Genomic DNA, 15,741 nt, shown 5'->3' with positions numbered 1-15,741 from the left:
TATGGTAGACTACTTTTATCATATCCGAATGAGGTGTTCGAATGGAACTTCAATCAATCAAACAGTTTATTGATCAGCACGGGCTCGAACAGGGTGATGACATCTTGGCGGCGTTCACGAAGCGCGTTAACTTGAAGCTTGAACCCCGAACGACACGAGAAGAAGTCGCGATTGGTCATTCGAAATTTGGCGGCTACCCAGATTTGCCGAGTGCGTCGGACCATCCTGGAGAGAACTTGACGTTGTTGGCACAGTTCCGGCTGAGTGACTTCACTGGATTTGAATCGGTCGAAGCGCTTCCGAAAGAAGGGGTGTTATCGTTCTTCTATGATTTGGACGAACAACCGTGGGGTGACGCGGACGAACGTCACCTTTGGCGCGTCCTCTATACAGATGCGACGGCGCTTGTAAGGGTCCGCGTCGGCGAAGCACTCAACGAGAGGGCTGTCGCATTCGAAGAAGGCTATGCGCAGAACGATCACGACTTGTTTGATCTGATGAGTGAGGACGAGTATTCCGCGTTTGAGGAGTTATTCAATGAAGAAGAGGCGCATGCGGTCGGCGGTCATCCAGACGAGGTGCAACATGATGTGTTTGAAGAGGTTGAAGAGACCCATGGGGAACGATTCAGTGACCCATTTCTCTTATTCCAAATGGACTCAAGCGATGAACTTGACATCATGTTCGGCGACGCCGGCATCCTCTATTTCCTGATTCCGATCGAAGCGCTCCGAGCCAAGCGGTTTGAAGAAGCTGAAATCATCATGCAATGTTACTGAGCGCAAAAAGAGAGTCGACCCTTTATGGGCGACTCTCTTTTGAATTACGCTTCTTTTTTCTTACGGAACCGTGCGAAGAACTCATACGCGATTGGGACGATAAGGAGCGTCAACAGCGTCGAACTCGTCAGTCCGCCGATGACGGTCACACCGAGACCTTTCGAGATCAAGGCGCCGCCTTCAAGGCCGAGAGCGAGCGGTGCGAGGGCACCGATCGTCGCGAGCGCCGTCATGAGAATCGGACGGAGACGCGTACCGGCTGCTTCGAGCAAGGCATCGCGTGTCGAGAGACCGGCCGCTTCTTTATGAATGACGCGGTCAATCAAGACGATGGCGTTCGTGACAACGATTCCGATCAACATGAGCGCACCGATTAAGGCAGATACCGAAATCGTTTCGCCTGTGATGAGGAGAGCGACAAGTCCCCCGATAATCGCGTAAGGGAGCGAGAACAGGACGACGAAAGGCGTAACGGCACCACCGAACGTGATAACGAGCACCAAGTAGACGATGGCGACGGCCGCGAGCATGGCGAGACCGAGCTGGGTGAACGATTCTTGAATCTGTTCAGTGACCCCACCGACGTCATACGAGACACCAGTCGGGAGTTCGATGTCAGACACACGTTCCTCGATGGCAGCCGAAGCTTCCGTCGCTTTGTCGGTGCTGAGCTCGACGTTGACGCGAGCAAGGAGCTTCCCGTCACGTTGGACGAGCGTATCTGGTGTCGTGCCTTCCTCGACTTCGATGAAGTCCGAGATTGGGCGAGGGCCGAACGGTGTTGTCACTTCTTGTTCCTGCAAGTCTTCAATGCTGTCGTACGTGACTTGTTCCGTCGGGATGATGACATCGAGCTGCTTGTCATCGATCGTCACGGTCGAAAGCGGGCTTTCTTGCGCTTGGAACTGTCCAATCGTCTGGGCGAGCTGAGCGGCCGAGACACCTGCCTCAGCAGCAGCTTGCTGGTCGACGTTGAACGTGTATTGCACGTACGATTCGCGAAGGTCAGACGTTGCTTGACGGACGTAATCCGTCTCTTCTTCAATCGTCTCAATGAATGTCGGGACGATTGCTTCAAGCTCTTCAAGTGAGTTGGCATAGACGTTATACGTCACACCGCTCGTTCCGGCGCCGCCGGCGAAGTCTTGTTCTTTCCACTCACCGCCTGTGGCGAGTTCGTTCAAGCGTTCGACATCGGCGATTTTGACGTCAGCAAAGTCTTCCGTGTCCGGATCATACTGGACGATGAAGATTCCTTGTTTATTATTGCCAGGGTTGAGCGGGTTCTCACCACCGACCGTGAATTGAACGTCGGTCGCGTTCGCTTGCTCTTCCATGAAGTACGTCTCGGCAACTTCAGCTGCCGCGATTGAATCGTCAAGGGTTTGACCCGGTTCTGGGTCGAACGTGACGAAAAGCGTCTTCTCAGACTCTTGGTTCAAGAAGTTGACGCCGATGGCTGGGACGAGGGCGAAACTTCCAATTAGGAGTGCTGTCGCGAGACCAAAGACGACGAGTTTATGGTTGAGCGACCAGTTGAGGACGCCGCGATACCATTCGGCAAGCTTTCCGGGACCTTCTTCCGGTTTCAACTTGTCGCGGTTCTTGAAGAACGAGTCGGCCATCATCGGAACGACCGTGATCGCGACGAGAAGTGACGCGAGCAAGGCGAAGACGACGGTCAAGGCGAACGGTAAGAACAGCTCGCCGACGAATCCTGTGACGAAACCGAGCGGCAAGAAGACGGCGATCGTGACGATTGTCGACGACGCGATCGGAATGAACACTTCCTTCGTCGCAGCGATAATCAGTTCTTTGCCGCGCAATGTCTCGTTCGAACGTGTGAGGCGACGGTAAATGTTCTCAATGACGACGATGGAGTCATCGACGACCCGCCCGATGGCGACGGTCATCGCGCCGAGCGTCATGATGTTGAGCGTGATGTCGAGCTGTTTCAAGACGATCAACGCCATCAAGAGCGAGAGCGGGATGGAGATGACCGCAATAATCGTCGAGCGGAAGTTACGAAGGAACACGAGAATAATCAAGATGGCGAACAGACCACCGAGTAACGCTTTCGAGACCATCGTCTCGACCGATTCTTCAATCGGTTGGCCTTGGTCGAGCGTGACTGTGACGTTGGCCGTGTCATAGTCGGCTTCGAAGTCGGCGAGCACATCTTTGACGGCGTTGACGACATCGACGGTGTTCGCGTCTTGCGTTTTCGTCACTTGAATCCCGATGGAACGTTCCCCGTTCGACCGTGAAATCGATTCCTCGACGCCGCGGTCTTCAATCGTCGCGAGTTCGCTCAAGGCGACGGTCGGTACGGTTGTCGGGACGTTGGCAGGTGGGACGGCACCTGGCACTTCAGTCGGGACTTGTGGGGTCTCGCCAGTCGGAAGTTCCGTTGGCGCACCTGGCACCGGCTGTTCCGTTTGTGCGGGTGAGTACGGGATTTGGAGGTCGCGGAACGCTTCGAGCGTCTCCGACTTCCCGTCGATGACGACGGCTTGTTCCGTATCACCGAGTTCATATAGGCCGAGCGCGATGCGGGCATCGTTCGCTTGAATCAACTGTTTGACCGTGTCTTCCGTCAAGTTGTATTCGGCGAGTGCCTCCTCATCGAACTGAAGCTCGACACGACGAATCTCTTGTCCGGCGATTTGGACGGTCTGAGCGCCTTCGACCCCTTCAAGGGCCGGTTGTAACTCATCTTCGACCAATTTCGTCAATTCGGCCAAATCGAGACTCTCATCTGAGACGGCTGCCCCGATGACCGGGAATGCGTCAAAACTGAGACGCGACACTTGCGGGTCTTGGACGGCTTCCGGCAACTCGACGTTGCTGAGCGCGTCTTTGACGAGTTGTTCAGCTTCTTCCATATCAGTGCTGAAATCGTAATCGATTTGAATGTTTGAAGCGTTCTGGAACGAAGACGATCGAACTTGTTCGACGCCGTTCAAGCTCTTCAAGCGTTCTTCGAGCACGGTACTGACTTCGTCGAGCACTTGTTCAGGTGAAGCGCCTGGGTAAATCGTCGTCACCGAGACGGTCGGTGTCGTGATGTCAGGCAACGTTTCTAGTTTCATCGTCAAGCCGGCGAAAATTCCGGCGGCCGTCAAGATGATCGTCATCAACCAGACTGCGAACTTGTTGTTGACGGAGAAGGACGTGATTTTCTGCATGGGGTTCATTTCTCCTCTGATGGGTTAGTCTGTTTTACCCGAATCGATGTTCCGGGCTCGCTCGATCAAGCGAGCGATAATGTCTTGTTTTAGGGCGGGAGGGGCGACGCCGACGTTAAAGTGCTCGGACATCTTCATCCCTTCGAGTGCATAACGGATAATCATCGTCTCGACGGGGTCGCTCGTCTGTTGAAACGCTGCGAAGAACGTGTCGAGGTCGTGCTTCCACCGTTCGGCGTATTCCTGGTCGACAGCGAATAGCGTCAAGAAGGCAATCATTTTCTCGGCGTCGATGTGAATCGGTGAACGCTCGGGATGGAGTTTCGTCTCGTCAAACAGGCGAACGAACGCTTCGACAGGACCGTTGCCGTCGGCTTGAAGCGACTCGTACAACTCGTTTTGCTCGGTTTGAAGCCGTTCGACGATTGCGGTCAACAGCGCTTCTTTGGATGGATAATGATATAGGAGACCACCTTTCGAGACGCCTGCCGTCTTGGCGACTTCATCTAATGTAAGATGATGTACACCATGCTCCATGATGATATCCGTCGCGGCATCCAACAATTTCTGTTTCGTGATCATTGATCGGTTTGTCATGTCATACCTCCTTTCTGTACCGACCAGACGGTTTGTTCTCTTTCACTATAGGGGGCTAGTCATTTTGAAGTCAAGGCATGATGATGTTAAAACTGTTAAGTTATGTGTTTATAACTATGGTAAACGATTTCATAAAAAGGTTGACGTGAGAATGATTATCAGTGATGATAGTAACTGAGAGTAATTATCATTACCAATATTAGAGATGAATAAGTGGGGGATTATGAAATGAACAAAAAGTACATGGCACTTGGCCTTTCGGCTGCGCTGACGACATCACTTCTTGCGGCTTGCGCTAGCACAGAAGAAACGACGACTTCAAGCGACAACGAGACAGCAGAAGAGTCAAAAGTCGTCAATGTTTACTCGAGCCGTCACTATGATGTAGATAAAGAGCTTTACAAGCAGTTCGAAGAAGAGACAGGCGTGAAAGTCAACGTCGTCGAAGGGAAAAGCGATGAGTTGCTCGAGCGTTTGAACACAGAAGGCGACAACACGGAAGCCGATCTCTTCATCACAGCGGATGCAGGGAACTTGTATCAAGCGAAAGAAGCAGGACATCTGCAAGCGGTCGATAGCGACGTGCTTGAGTCAAACGTCCCTGAGAAATACCGTGACACAGACAAAGAATGGTTCGGTCTCACGAAGCGGGCCCGTGTCATCGTCTATGCGAAAGACCGCGTGAAACCAGAAGACTTGTCAACGTATGAAGCACTCACAGAAGAACAGTGGAACGGCAAAGTTCTCGTCCGTCCGTCTGAGAACATGTACAACATCTCGCTCCTCGCCTCGTTCATCGAAGTGAACGGTGTCGACCAGGCAAAAGAGTGGGCGAAAGGTATGGTCAACAACTTTGCACGCGACCCACAAGGAAACGACCGTGACCAAGCGAAAGCAGTCGTGGCCGGTGAAGGTGATGTCGCCATCATGAACACATACTATATGGGTCTCATGTTGAACTCGGAAGACGCGGAAGAGAAGAAAGTGGCTGAGCAACTCGGCGTCTTCTTCCCGAACCAAGACACGACGGGGACACACGTGAACATCTCAGGAATCGCGATGACAAAAGCATCGAAGAACTCAGATAACGCGAAGAAACTCATGGAATTCATGTCTGATCCGTCAGCACAAGAACAGTTCGCTAGCGCGAACTATGAGTATCCGGTCAACGAATCGGTTGAACCGAACGAACTCCTCCAATCATGGGGTGAGTTCAAAGAGCAAGACATCAACCTCTCGGCACTTGGAGAACATCAACAAGAAGCCATCCGTCTCTTCAACGAAGCGGGCTGGAAATAAGAAGACTTCGGCTTGAACAAACGTTCAGGCCGAAGATTTTTGCGTTTCTCGACACGCTAGCGGTACAACGAGAGCGTTGAACCTGATATGATGGGACAGGAAGTGACTGAACGAAAGAACGGGAGTTGTACGACATGAACTGGTACGCGCTGAAACGACAACTGAATGGATGGTCCATCCTCAGCTTTATCGCGCTGGTGTTCATCGTCCTGCCAGGCGTCGTCGTCTTGGTCGAACTGTTCGCACCGGTCAACGACAACTGGCAACACATCCGCGAGTACTTGTTACCGACTTATGTGCGCAATACGCTGTTCATCATGCTCGCGACCGGATTGTTGACGACCATCATCGGGACGAGCTTGGCTTGGTTCGTCACCGTCTATGATTTTCCGTTCCGTCGGTTCTTCAAATGGGCGCTCATCTTACCGCTCGCCATCCCACCTTATATCGGTGGATACACGTATCATGGAATCTTGAACTATACGGGCGTCATCCAGACGACGCTGCGCAATGAGTTCGGTATCACCGTCGACCAGACGTACTTCAACATCATGACGATTCAAGGGACGGTGTTCATCTTCACGCTGTTCTTGTATCCATACATTTATACGATCACGCGGGCCTTCCTGCACAATCAATCGTCCTCGATGATTGAGAACGCCCGCATCCTCGGCCGCGGCTCATGGGACATCTTCTTCACTGTCGTCATCCCGATCTCGCGCGTCGCCATCATCGGCGGGGTCAGCCTCGTCTTGATGGAAGTATTGAACGACTATGGGGTCGTCAAATACTTCGGGATTCAGACGTTCAGCACGGCCATCTTCAGTACATGGTTCGGGATGAAAGATACGTCCTCGGCGCTCAAACTCGCCGGGACGCTCATGATTCTTGTTATCGCCATCTTGACGATGGAACGGCTCGTCCGGGGGCGGAAGCAGTTCAGCTATGCGACGACAAAAGTGAAGCCGCTTAAACCGAGACAATTGACCGGGTGGCACCGCTACGCCGTGTTCGGCTATGTGGCGACCATCTTCGCCGTCGCGTTTCTCATCCCGTTCGTACAACTCGTCGCTTGGACGGTATTGACGTTCGAGCAAGTGTTCACGGCCGAGTTTTTCCGCCTCGTCTGGAACACGGTGAGCGTGGCGTTCATTGCGACCGTGATCATTCTCGTGTTCGCGCTCATCATCGCGAACTACACGCGCCTGTTCCCGTCGAACATGACACGCGTCATCTCGAAAGTGACGACGCTCGGTTATTCGATCCCGGGAGCGGCCATCGCCATCGCCGTCATCACGTTGTTCTTGCTGCTTGATGAGTGGGTGTTGAACGTGGCGCTCGCTTTGGACTTAGGCCAGACGTTCGTATTCAGAACGACACTCATCATGCTCATCTTCGCCTACGTCATCCGCTTCCTCGCCATCGGCTATAACTCGATTGAGAGTGGATTTGAGAAAGTCGGGAAGTCGTTCACGGAAGCGTCACGCATGCTCGGGTGGGGGACGGTACAGACGTTCTTCCGGGTCGATATCCCGATGATTAAAGGGGCGATCATGAGCGCGTTCATCCTCGTCTTTATCGATATTATGAAAGAATTGCCGCTGACGCTGTTTTTACAGCCATTCAATTTTTCGACGCTCGCCACACAGGCGTTCAAATATGTCAGTGACGAGAAGATACATGAGGCAGCGCTCGCCTCAATCGTCATCGTGCTCATGAGCGGACTGTTGATCTTTGTGTTCCATAAGGTGCTTGATAAGGAGGCCGACTAATGTTTGTTCAAATCAACGATTTACACTTCAGCTATAAAGGTGCGCAAGCCGAGACGATTAAAGGATTCTCAATCTCGATCACGAAAGGTGAAATCGTCTCGCTTCTCGGTGACAGCGGTTCTGGGAAGAGTACGATTTTACGCCTCATCGCAGGGCTTGAGATGCCGAATCAAGGCGTCGTCGTCGTTAACGACTGTGTCTGTTGCGACGATTGCCAGTTCATGCCGCCTGAACAGCGTGGTGTCGGGATGGTGTTCCAAGACTATGCGCTCTTCCCGCATATGACCGTTGAGAAGAACATCCGCTTCGGTCTGCATAAATTGAGCCGGAAAGAGCGGAACGAGCGTGTCGAAGAGATGCTGACGCTCGTAAACCTGTCCGAGTTCCGTCACCGCTATCCGTATGAGCTCAGTGGTGGTCAGCAACAGCGTGTCGCGCTCGCGCGTGCGCTCGCACCGAAACCATCGCTCCTCATTTTAGATGAGCCGTTCAGCAACTTGGACACGTCGCTCCAACATCGCATTCGGGACGATTTGCGCCGCCTCCTCAAACAGACGGGGACGACGACGATCTTCGTTACCCACGATGAAGAGGACGCGGAGGCGCTCGCTGACCGTATCGTCTATCTCGGCGAAGGCAAAATCAAAAAACAGATCATGACGGAGAACAATAAGACGTTCAACCCGCAGATTCCGTGTTTCGTCTAAACGAAAAAGCATTCCTCATCGAGGGATGCTTTTTTGCTTGAAGTTGCAAGTTGATAAAAAGCACCCACAGATGGCGGTCTGTGGGTGCTTCGATCATCACTTCGTCTGTGCGGAAGGACTCGACTCGTTCCCGAGTTGATCGATCGCTGTCACGTAATACGCTGCCTGCTCGTTCGTGACTTCGATGCTCTTCCGGGCGTGCGACGGGATACTTTCGATATGTGTCGCTTCACCGTCGACCATTTCGTAGACGCGATAGCCGATGACGGCGTCGTCACGGACGGCGTGCCACGTCAATAAGTTCCCGCGGAGTTCGACGCTCGTCGGTGCGTCGAGTTCGACTGTCGACTTGATCTCGCTATCGACGAGTTCGGTGTAGACGACGAAACGTTGGTCATAGCCGCCGTCTCCGAAGGTGCCGGAACACGTGATCAAGTTCAAATGCCGACTCGACGTAGCACCGAAAATTGCTTCGATCGGGGCGTTGCTCGTGTCATAACTCTCTGTCTTTGTGACACGAAACCGCAACGTGTTACCGGTCTCGTCGATAATCGTCACGGCATCGCCTGTCTTCAGCTGATCGAGTTCATAGAAGACGGCGGGGCCGGTCTTGCTGTCGACGTGTCCGGCGATGACGGCGTTGCCTTTACTGCCGGGTTTGACGCCCGGTTCGAACCAACCGACTTGGTTCTCGTCTTTTGGGACGCCCATCTGTCCATTGTCGAGCACACCGACTTGTTCAATCGCGGTGTCGACGTCAATGGTTGGGATTTGAAGTTGGACGGGTGTCGCGGCCTTGGCACTTTCCTCTTCCTCGGCTAATCGGAGCTTCTTCACCTCTTCCTGTAGAAGTGAGAATTCAGCCGATAAATCTGGGCTCTCCTCTATTTGTTTTTCTTCTACAGGTGGTGACGACGATTCTTGGGCGCTCGTCCACGTCCAGAAGCCAAAACAAAAGAGAGAGAGCGCCAGAAACAAATGGCGCTTGTTCATGGGGCTCCCTCCTTATTGATTATTGAACAGATTGTTTACGGTTACGAAGCGTTACAAAGGCGAGCAAGATTCCGCCAAGTACAGCAAGGCCAGCGTAGAGCGTGTTCATTGATTGTTCTTGTGCACCACCGAGACCTGTTTCAGGCATCTCTTCAGGCATTGTTGTTTCAGCGAACTTGTCAGGCATTTGTGTCACGATCGCGTTACCGAGTGTCTCACCAACACCGAACATGAACGCGTATCCTTCACGGAATGACATCCAAGCGGCATCCGCGTCACCAGCTACATACTGATCGAACGTTTGAAGCACGAGGGCCTCATGTTGTTTGATGGCTTCTTGGCCAGCTTCTTGTGGCAAGTTACCTTCTGTCGCTGCATCGAGGAATGTGCTGAAATCGACAGCGAACTGGTCGAGCTTCATGCGTGCTTCTTCAATTTTAGCTTCATCGCCTTCGAGTGTAGCGGCAACGATGTCACCTTGGGCTGTGATGTGGTTCCCGTTCCATACTTTTTCGAATTGGGCCGCACCTTCATCACCGTAGACTGAACCGATGGCTGCTTTGAAATCGAGTGTGTTCTGATCTTCAGCCCATCTCACGTAGTCGAAGTCTTCTGCTTGATCGTAGCCTTTTTGCATGCCGATTGCTGCGAGTGCGAAGTGTTCACCAGCAAGGCTGTTCAATGTTGAACGAAGCTCGACGGCTGGTGTGTCAGCAGCAGTTTCAAATTTGTCAGGCATCTGTGTGACGATTGCGCCTGAGAGGGCTTTACTGATGTCGAACATGAGCTTGTACCCTTCACGGTACGTCATGTATGCCGACTCGTAGTCACCTGCGACATAGTTGTCGAATACTGAGAGAACTTGGTCTTCGTGAAGCTCAAGTACGTCAGCAGCAGCGTCTTTCGGTAAGTTACCTTCTGTTGCTGCATCAAGGAATGTTGAGAACTCTTCGACGAATTCGTCGACCTCAGCTTCAGCGTCAGCACGAAGCTCTTTGTCTTCTGATTTAGCCGCTTCAACGAAGTCAGCTGAGTAGTCGTTGTGACCAGCGAAGATGTCTTCGAACTGGGCTGCGCCCTCATCTCCATAAATTGAAGCGATGGCCGGTGTCATGTCGAGTGCGTTTTGATCGAGTGCCTTCATCGCGACTTCAGCGTCTGGTGCTCCATCATATGCTTTCATCATCGATGTGACGGCTAAGACGTAATGCTCAGACAGTAATTGGTCGAGCGTGGCTCGTAAGTCACCTGCTGGTGTGCTTGCTGTCGGTGCGTGATCCGCTGCCTGTGCATTCAATGGTACGAGTAAGCCGAGTGCGAGTGCCGGTGCTACAATCTTGTTCATTGTTTTCTTCTTCATGGGTAATCGCTCCTTTTTTTGAGTGGTTGTCGTTGTTTACACCCATCTAACGGAGCGGTTCAAAAAATGGATCACTCTTTTTTTATTTTTTTTCGTTTTTTTGTTGAAGTGTGCGATAAACCCCTGGTGCGACGCCATATTTTCGTTTAAAGATACGATGAAAATATGGATAGGAGCGGAATCCAGACAGCTCGGCAATCCGTTCGAGAGAGTGTTGGGTATACTGCATCTGTTCTTCGGCGAGCTGGAGTCGAATCGATTGAGCATAGGCGACAATCGTCATACCGGTCACTTCTTTAAATAAGTGGACGGTCCGCGATACACTGAGCCCGACCGCGTCGGCGACGTCCGCCACTTTGAAGTCGCTTGTAACGTTTCCTTCTATATAACGCATCATGCGTGACACGACAGGTGGTCGCACGTTTGCTTGCACTTCTTGGACTGAACGGTCGAGCATGAGGAGCAAGGCTTCAATCAGTGTTTCAATCAAGTCCGGACTTTGTTCAGTCGTCGGGCGTCGCGCCTCTTCGGTGATATGCTGCCAGAGTGACAACAAGCGAGGGTCGATCGAGATGGACGTGATGCGGGAACGATCGACCGCCACCCACCATGCATCGAGGGTCAGACCGTCACAGAAAAGATGATAATCCCCGCTTGCCGGGGTATCGACATGCAGTTCGTACGCGTCACCAGGTTTAACGAGCAACAGGTCGCCAGGCCGTGCCGTATACGTCTTCCCATTGACGACGATGCGCGCCGTGCCTTCTGTTTGCAAGCGAATCAAATACGTCTCCAACCGATTGGGAAAAGGAAAAGTATAGGTCGTTGTATGATACGAATAGCCACAAAAGCCAATTTCCATCGAATCATCCTTTCTTAATAGCAAAATCGTGCATATTTTCATCATATCATGGATAGAAATCAAGGCGACGAGCGGGTACGATGAAATCGACAGAACGTATGAGGAGGATGAAACATGAAACAATGGTGGAAAGAAGCGGTCGTCTATCAAATTTACCCGCGTAGCTTTAATGACTCGAACGGTGACGGGATTGGGGACATCCCTGGAATCACTGAGAAGATGTCGTATTTGGCGGAACTCGGCATCGATGTCATCTGGCTATCGCCGGTGTACGATTCACCGAACGACGACAACGGATACGACATCCGCGATTACCGGGCCATCATGGATGAGTTCGGAACGATGGACGATTTCGATGCGATGCTCGAAGAAGCGCATCGTCACGGCATCAAAATCATGATGGACCTCGTCGTCAACCATTCGTCGGACGAACACCAATGGTTCATGGAATCGCGATCCTCAAAAGACAGCCCGTACCGAGACTACTACATTTGGAAAAAAGGCGAGAACGGTCAGCCACCGACGAACTGGGGTGCTTTCTTCGGAGGGAGTGCCTGGCAATACGATGAGGCGAGCGACGAATACTACTTGCATCTGTTCAGCAAAAAGCAACCAGACTTGAACTGGGAGTCGGAGACGTTGCGCCGTGAAGTATACGATTTGATGACGTACTGGCTCGACAAAGGGGTCGACGGTTTCCGAATGGACGTCATCAACATGATCTCGAAAGATCCGAGCTACCCAGACGGCGAGACGCGGGGGACGGGTTACGGGGACGGCACACCGTTCTTCTTCAATGGGCCGCGCATCCATGAGTTCATGCAGGAGATGAATCGTGAGGTCCTGTCGAAATACGATACGATCACGGTCGGTGAGATGCCGGGCGTCAGCGTCGACGAGGCGAAGCTTTATACGGGAGAAGGTCGTGACGAGTTGAACATGGTGTTCCATTTCGAACACGTCGACGTCGGCAACGGCAGTTTCGGCAAATGGAATCCGACGGACTGGAAGTTGACGGACTTGAAGACAATCTTCTCGCGTTGGCAAGAAGGTCTTGAAGAAGATGGCTGGAACAGTCTCTACTGGAGCAACCATGACCAACCGCGAGCCATCTCACGATTCGGGAACGACTCGGACGAGTATCGTGTTGTCTCTGGCAAGATGCTGGCGACGCTCCTGCACATGCTGAAAGGGACGCCATACATCTATCAAGGTGAAGAGTTCGGGATGACGAACGTGGCGTTCGACTCGATTGATGAGTACCGTGACATCGAGACGCTCAACGCGTATCGGGATTACACGACGAATGGCTTGTTGACGCATGATGAGATTTTCCGCGGTATTCACGCACGTGGGCGCGACAACTCGCGGACACCGGTCCAGTGGTCGGCCGAACCGCAAGGCGGATTCACGTCCGGAACGCCGTGGATCGGGGTCAACCCGAACTATATGACCGTGAACGCGGAAGCGGCGCGGCGTGATCCGGACTCGCTCTTCCATTATTATCGCCAGTTGATTCAGCTCCGGAAACAAAATCCGATCGTTGTCTACGGGAAGTATGAACTGTTACTCCCAGACGATGAAGCGGTATACGCCTTCACTCGAACGTTCGAAAGGGAGACGTGGCTCGTGCTCTGCAACTTCTCAGCTGAGACGGTGACACGCGAACTCCCGTATGACGTGACAGAACGTGTCATCGGGAACATGGAACCGATCGAACCGTTCACGCTTCGTCCGTACGAAGCGCAAGTGTATAAAGTGTGACGAAAAAAACTCGCCTCCTTGGCGAGTTTTTGTTGTGTCGTTAGTAAAGATGACCCATTTCGGGAATAAGGATAGTAGAGTCTGACCGAAAGGGGGAAACACGATGAATACGTTAATTGCTTATTCGACCCGCTACGGGACGAGTGAGAAAGTCGCCCATCTGTTGGCGGAGCGGCTTCCGGGAGACGTCCACATTCAAAACGTGGTCGAAGCACCGGACGTCGAGTGGGGGACGGTCGACCATGTGATTGTCGGCAGCTCAATCCGGATGGGCAAAATTCAAGACGAGATGACGGCTTGGCTGCACATCAACGAAGCTCAATTGCTCAAACGACCGCTCGGCCTCTATTTATGTGCCGGTACGCCGACCCCAGCCGAACGGCAACGGGAGCTCGAGGACGCGTATCGAGAAGTGTTGCGTGCACACGCTTATTTTGTCGAGGTCGTCGGCAACGGCTATGATTTCGAGCGGATGGGCTTTCTCGACAAAGCCATCGTCCGCATGATGGCAAAACAGACGGTGAGTTCGCTCAATTTAGACGAGACGATGCTCGATGAACTCGTCGAGGCGGCTCAAACATCGTTGCGTACACGGTCTGAGAACCCGTAAGCAAACAAGTCGTGAGCCTCGATTGGACTACTCGTGGAGATGAGCACATCTCCACTTTTTTGTTCGCCTTCGATTCGCTGGAGCGTAATATTCGTCAACTGGCCACCAATTTTCAATGCGACCGGGGCCGAGTTGCGACAGATAACGTCCTCGATCGTGACGTGGTCGGTCCGGTTATCGCCGCCGAACAGTTCAATGTCGGCCCGACCCGATGCAAATCCGCTCGTCGCAATCCGTTTCAAGCGTACGTTGCGAGATTTATATTGGACGGCGAGGGCTGGATTGGCGCGATAATCGTAATCCGGATTGCCGATGGCCGTAAATCCATGAATCAAAACGTCCTGATACGCCGACACGACGAGGCTGCGTGCCGAAGATTTCGTATACAGCTTCGAGCGGACCGGTTCCATCGAGACGAGGTTCGTCCCTGAAAGGAAGCGTGCCGTCTTCGACTGTGGGTCATCGGCCAAGTGATGGCTGATGTGACGGAAATTGAACGACCGATTGTCGTGATACGAGAAGTGTCCGAATATGTGGACATCGTGAGCGGCCGACGACGTCCCGTGCGCCTTCACTTCGACGCCCCCGAAACAACCTTCGCTCATATTATTGACGAGTGTGACGTGGCGTGACCCGTCATCAATCTCGATCCCGTTCGAGTTCGAGAAGCCATGGGCGTGGGTCCGTCCGTGTGGATGATGGCAGTAACAGTTCGTGATATAGAGGGCGTCGCTATGATGGGTCGTAATGCCGTCGTCTCCGTAATTCGTTGCTTCGCAATGGTCGAGCCACACGTACCGGCTCCCTTTTTTGGCGCGAAGCCCGTCCCCTAAGTAATGATAATGAGGAGATGTGATATCGAAGGCATGCAGTCCCGCGTTTTTCGCCGTGACATGGTGAATCCAACCGAATTTGACGTGCGCGAACGTTAACGCGCTCGAAGCGGTATCGCCACTCGAGGTCCGGTCGACGTCACCGAGGCGCTCCACGTTCCAGTCGAGCGTCAAATGTGCGACTTCGATATGGTGGTTTCCGGCGAACGGGGTTACATTTCGAAGCAACCGTCGATGTTTCGGAGCTCGGTCCGAGAGCTTGATGATCGTTTCCTGCTGGCTTGCCCCTTCAAGCACACAGTTCGACGGGATGCGGATGCCGCGGACGACATACACGCCGGCCGGCACGTGGACGTGGCGGTTCGACCGGAGGGCAAGCCGGAAAGCGAGCGTGCAATCCGTCAAACCATCCCCGACGGCCCCGTAGTCGGTGACGTCGACATGTTGGCGTGTCGCTTGTCTCAAGTTCAAGTGCTCGGCATCGAGCCGGCGCATCCACACCGGGCGGACGATTCCATCGACCGTCTCGAGCGGCAAGGAACTTGTCACTGGGACGATGCGTTCGGTCATCGGCAGGTGAGAGAGATAGGTTTTCGCTTGGTCGGGATAGTGGGCCTGTCGTGTCGTCTCATGCCAATCAAGTGTTTCTTTCAATAAATCACCGAGCGCCCAGTTCGAATGGTGGGCGATGGTGGCAGCGATATTCGAGCGATCAATGTATGCAGTCATATGGTTCATCCTCCTAGCGTTCACTACAATTGAATGTACCCGTTTTAAAAGTATTTTTAGCAAACCGAAGTATTTAGTAGACAGAAGCATTTATCCATGGTATATTCTATATGTGCTTAATTAAGAATAGCTGGAAACATAATTCACAAAACGCTTTGGATTATTTTTCGTTTAAGATAATCCTAGAGGTTTGTGATTTTTTATTGGTCAGTTTTTTCTAGTAAGGCACTACTAGAACGCACAGCGTT

The 15,741-nt window shown here is 52.6% G+C and carries 12 protein-coding genes; 6 read left to right on the top strand and 6 right to left on the bottom strand.

The window, feature by feature from the left end; translation table 11 throughout:
• The first annotated feature begins 41 nt into the window (after positions 1-41).
• The gene (locus ACZ2GZ_RS14605; RefSeq protein ID WP_029596313.1) at positions 42-779 is read left to right on the top strand and encodes a YwqG family protein; all 738 of its coding nucleotides are present in this window, start codon (positions 42-44) and stop codon (positions 777-779) included.
• A 44-nt stretch (positions 780-823) separates the two neighbouring features.
• Here the strand turns inward: ACZ2GZ_RS14605 and ACZ2GZ_RS14600 are convergent, their stop codons facing one another.
• A complete protein-coding gene (locus tag ACZ2GZ_RS14600) occupies positions 824-3,967 on the bottom strand; it encodes an efflux RND transporter permease subunit (protein ID WP_029596312.1) in 3,144 nt (1,047 codons plus the stop codon).
• 24 nt (positions 3,968-3,991) lie between these two features.
• Positions 3,992-4,564, bottom strand: a complete 573-nt coding sequence (locus ACZ2GZ_RS14595; protein ID WP_051627760.1) for a TetR/AcrR family transcriptional regulator — start codon at positions 4,562-4,564, stop codon at positions 3,992-3,994.
• Between the two features lie 228 nt (positions 4,565-4,792).
• Between ACZ2GZ_RS14595 and ACZ2GZ_RS14590 the strand changes: the two genes are divergently transcribed.
• From ACZ2GZ_RS14590 to ACZ2GZ_RS14580, 3 genes are all read left to right on the top strand, one after another.
• A complete protein-coding gene (locus ACZ2GZ_RS14590) occupies positions 4,793-5,863 on the top strand; it encodes a Fe(3+) ABC transporter substrate-binding protein (RefSeq protein WP_021068046.1) in 1,071 nt (356 codons plus the stop codon).
• A 134-nt stretch (positions 5,864-5,997) separates the two neighbouring features.
• Entirely contained in the window at positions 5,998-7,635 is a 1,638-nt protein-coding gene (locus tag ACZ2GZ_RS14585; protein ID WP_029596310.1) for an ABC transporter permease, read from the top strand.
• Complete coding sequence (locus ACZ2GZ_RS14580) at positions 7,635-8,342, top strand: ABC transporter ATP-binding protein (RefSeq protein ID WP_021068048.1); 708 nt, start codon at positions 7,635-7,637, stop codon at positions 8,340-8,342. Before ACZ2GZ_RS14585 ends, ACZ2GZ_RS14580 begins: the two co-directional genes overlap by 1 nt.
• Positions 8,343-8,438: 96 nt before the next feature.
• Here the strand turns inward: ACZ2GZ_RS14580 and ACZ2GZ_RS14575 are convergent, their stop codons facing one another.
• From ACZ2GZ_RS14575 to ACZ2GZ_RS14565, 3 genes are all read right to left on the bottom strand, one after another.
• Positions 8,439-9,335 carry a class F sortase gene (locus ACZ2GZ_RS14575; RefSeq protein WP_029596309.1) on the bottom strand — a complete coding sequence of 299 codons (897 nt, stop codon included), beginning with the start codon at positions 9,333-9,335 and terminating at the stop codon, positions 8,439-8,441.
• Positions 9,336-9,354: 19 nt separating this feature from the next.
• Positions 9,355-10,695, bottom strand: coding sequence for a globin family protein (locus ACZ2GZ_RS14570; protein WP_029596308.1), 1,341 nt, complete (start codon positions 10,693-10,695; stop codon positions 9,355-9,357).
• A gap of 82 nt (positions 10,696-10,777) precedes the next feature.
• Complete coding sequence (locus tag ACZ2GZ_RS14565) at positions 10,778-11,557, bottom strand: helix-turn-helix domain-containing protein (protein WP_035385701.1); 780 nt, start codon at positions 11,555-11,557, stop codon at positions 10,778-10,780.
• Positions 11,558-11,671: 114 nt separating this feature from the next.
• Between ACZ2GZ_RS14565 and ACZ2GZ_RS14560 the strand changes: the two genes are divergently transcribed.
• A complete protein-coding gene (locus ACZ2GZ_RS14560) occupies positions 11,672-13,321 on the top strand; it encodes a glycoside hydrolase family 13 protein (protein WP_029596306.1) in 1,650 nt (549 codons plus the stop codon).
• Between the two features lie 103 nt (positions 13,322-13,424).
• Positions 13,425-13,931 carry a flavodoxin domain-containing protein gene (locus ACZ2GZ_RS14555; protein ID WP_021068053.1) on the top strand — a complete coding sequence of 169 codons (507 nt, stop codon included), beginning with the start codon at positions 13,425-13,427 and terminating at the stop codon, positions 13,929-13,931.
• Here ACZ2GZ_RS14555 and ACZ2GZ_RS14550 read toward each other — a convergent pair.
• Positions 13,895-15,493, bottom strand: a complete 1,599-nt coding sequence (locus tag ACZ2GZ_RS14550) for a glycoside hydrolase family 55 protein (RefSeq protein WP_470295377.1) — start codon at positions 15,491-15,493, stop codon at positions 13,895-13,897. The genes ACZ2GZ_RS14555 and ACZ2GZ_RS14550 overlap by 37 nt on opposite strands.
• Positions 15,494-15,741: the final 248 nt, after the last annotated feature.

The sequence above is a fragment of the Exiguobacterium sp. KKT215 genome, from assembly GCF_055635335.1.
This window is presented reverse-complemented; position numbering and strand designations above follow the sequence as displayed.

Bases quoted from the DNA above. Each gene is read 5' to 3' on its own strand.
- ACZ2GZ_RS14605 (WP_029596313.1), top strand. From the start codon at position 42: ATGGAACTTCAATCAATCAAACAGTTTATTGATCAGCACGGGCTCGAA.
- ACZ2GZ_RS14600 (WP_029596312.1), bottom strand. From the start codon at position 3,967: ATGCAGAAAATCACGTCCTTCTCCGTCAACAACAAGTTCGCAGTCTGG.
- ACZ2GZ_RS14595 (WP_051627760.1), bottom strand. From the start codon at position 4,564: ATGACAAACCGATCAATGATCACGAAACAGAAATTGTTGGATGCCGCG.
- ACZ2GZ_RS14590 (WP_021068046.1), top strand. From the start codon at position 4,793: ATGAACAAAAAGTACATGGCACTTGGCCTTTCGGCTGCGCTGACGACA.
- ACZ2GZ_RS14585 (WP_029596310.1), top strand. From the start codon at position 5,998: ATGAACTGGTACGCGCTGAAACGACAACTGAATGGATGGTCCATCCTC.
- ACZ2GZ_RS14580 (WP_021068048.1), top strand. From the start codon at position 7,635: ATGTTTGTTCAAATCAACGATTTACACTTCAGCTATAAAGGTGCGCAA.
- ACZ2GZ_RS14575 (WP_029596309.1), bottom strand. From the start codon at position 9,335: ATGAACAAGCGCCATTTGTTTCTGGCGCTCTCTCTCTTTTGTTTTGGC.
- ACZ2GZ_RS14570 (WP_029596308.1), bottom strand. From the start codon at position 10,695: ATGAAGAAGAAAACAATGAACAAGATTGTAGCACCGGCACTCGCACTC.
- ACZ2GZ_RS14565 (WP_035385701.1), bottom strand. From the start codon at position 11,557: ATGGAAATTGGCTTTTGTGGCTATTCGTATCATACAACGACCTATACT.
- ACZ2GZ_RS14560 (WP_029596306.1), top strand. From the start codon at position 11,672: ATGAAACAATGGTGGAAAGAAGCGGTCGTCTATCAAATTTACCCGCGT.
- ACZ2GZ_RS14555 (WP_021068053.1), top strand. From the start codon at position 13,425: ATGAATACGTTAATTGCTTATTCGACCCGCTACGGGACGAGTGAGAAA.
- ACZ2GZ_RS14550 (WP_470295377.1), bottom strand. From the start codon at position 15,493: ATGACTGCATACATTGATCGCTCGAATATCGCTGCCACCATCGCCCAC.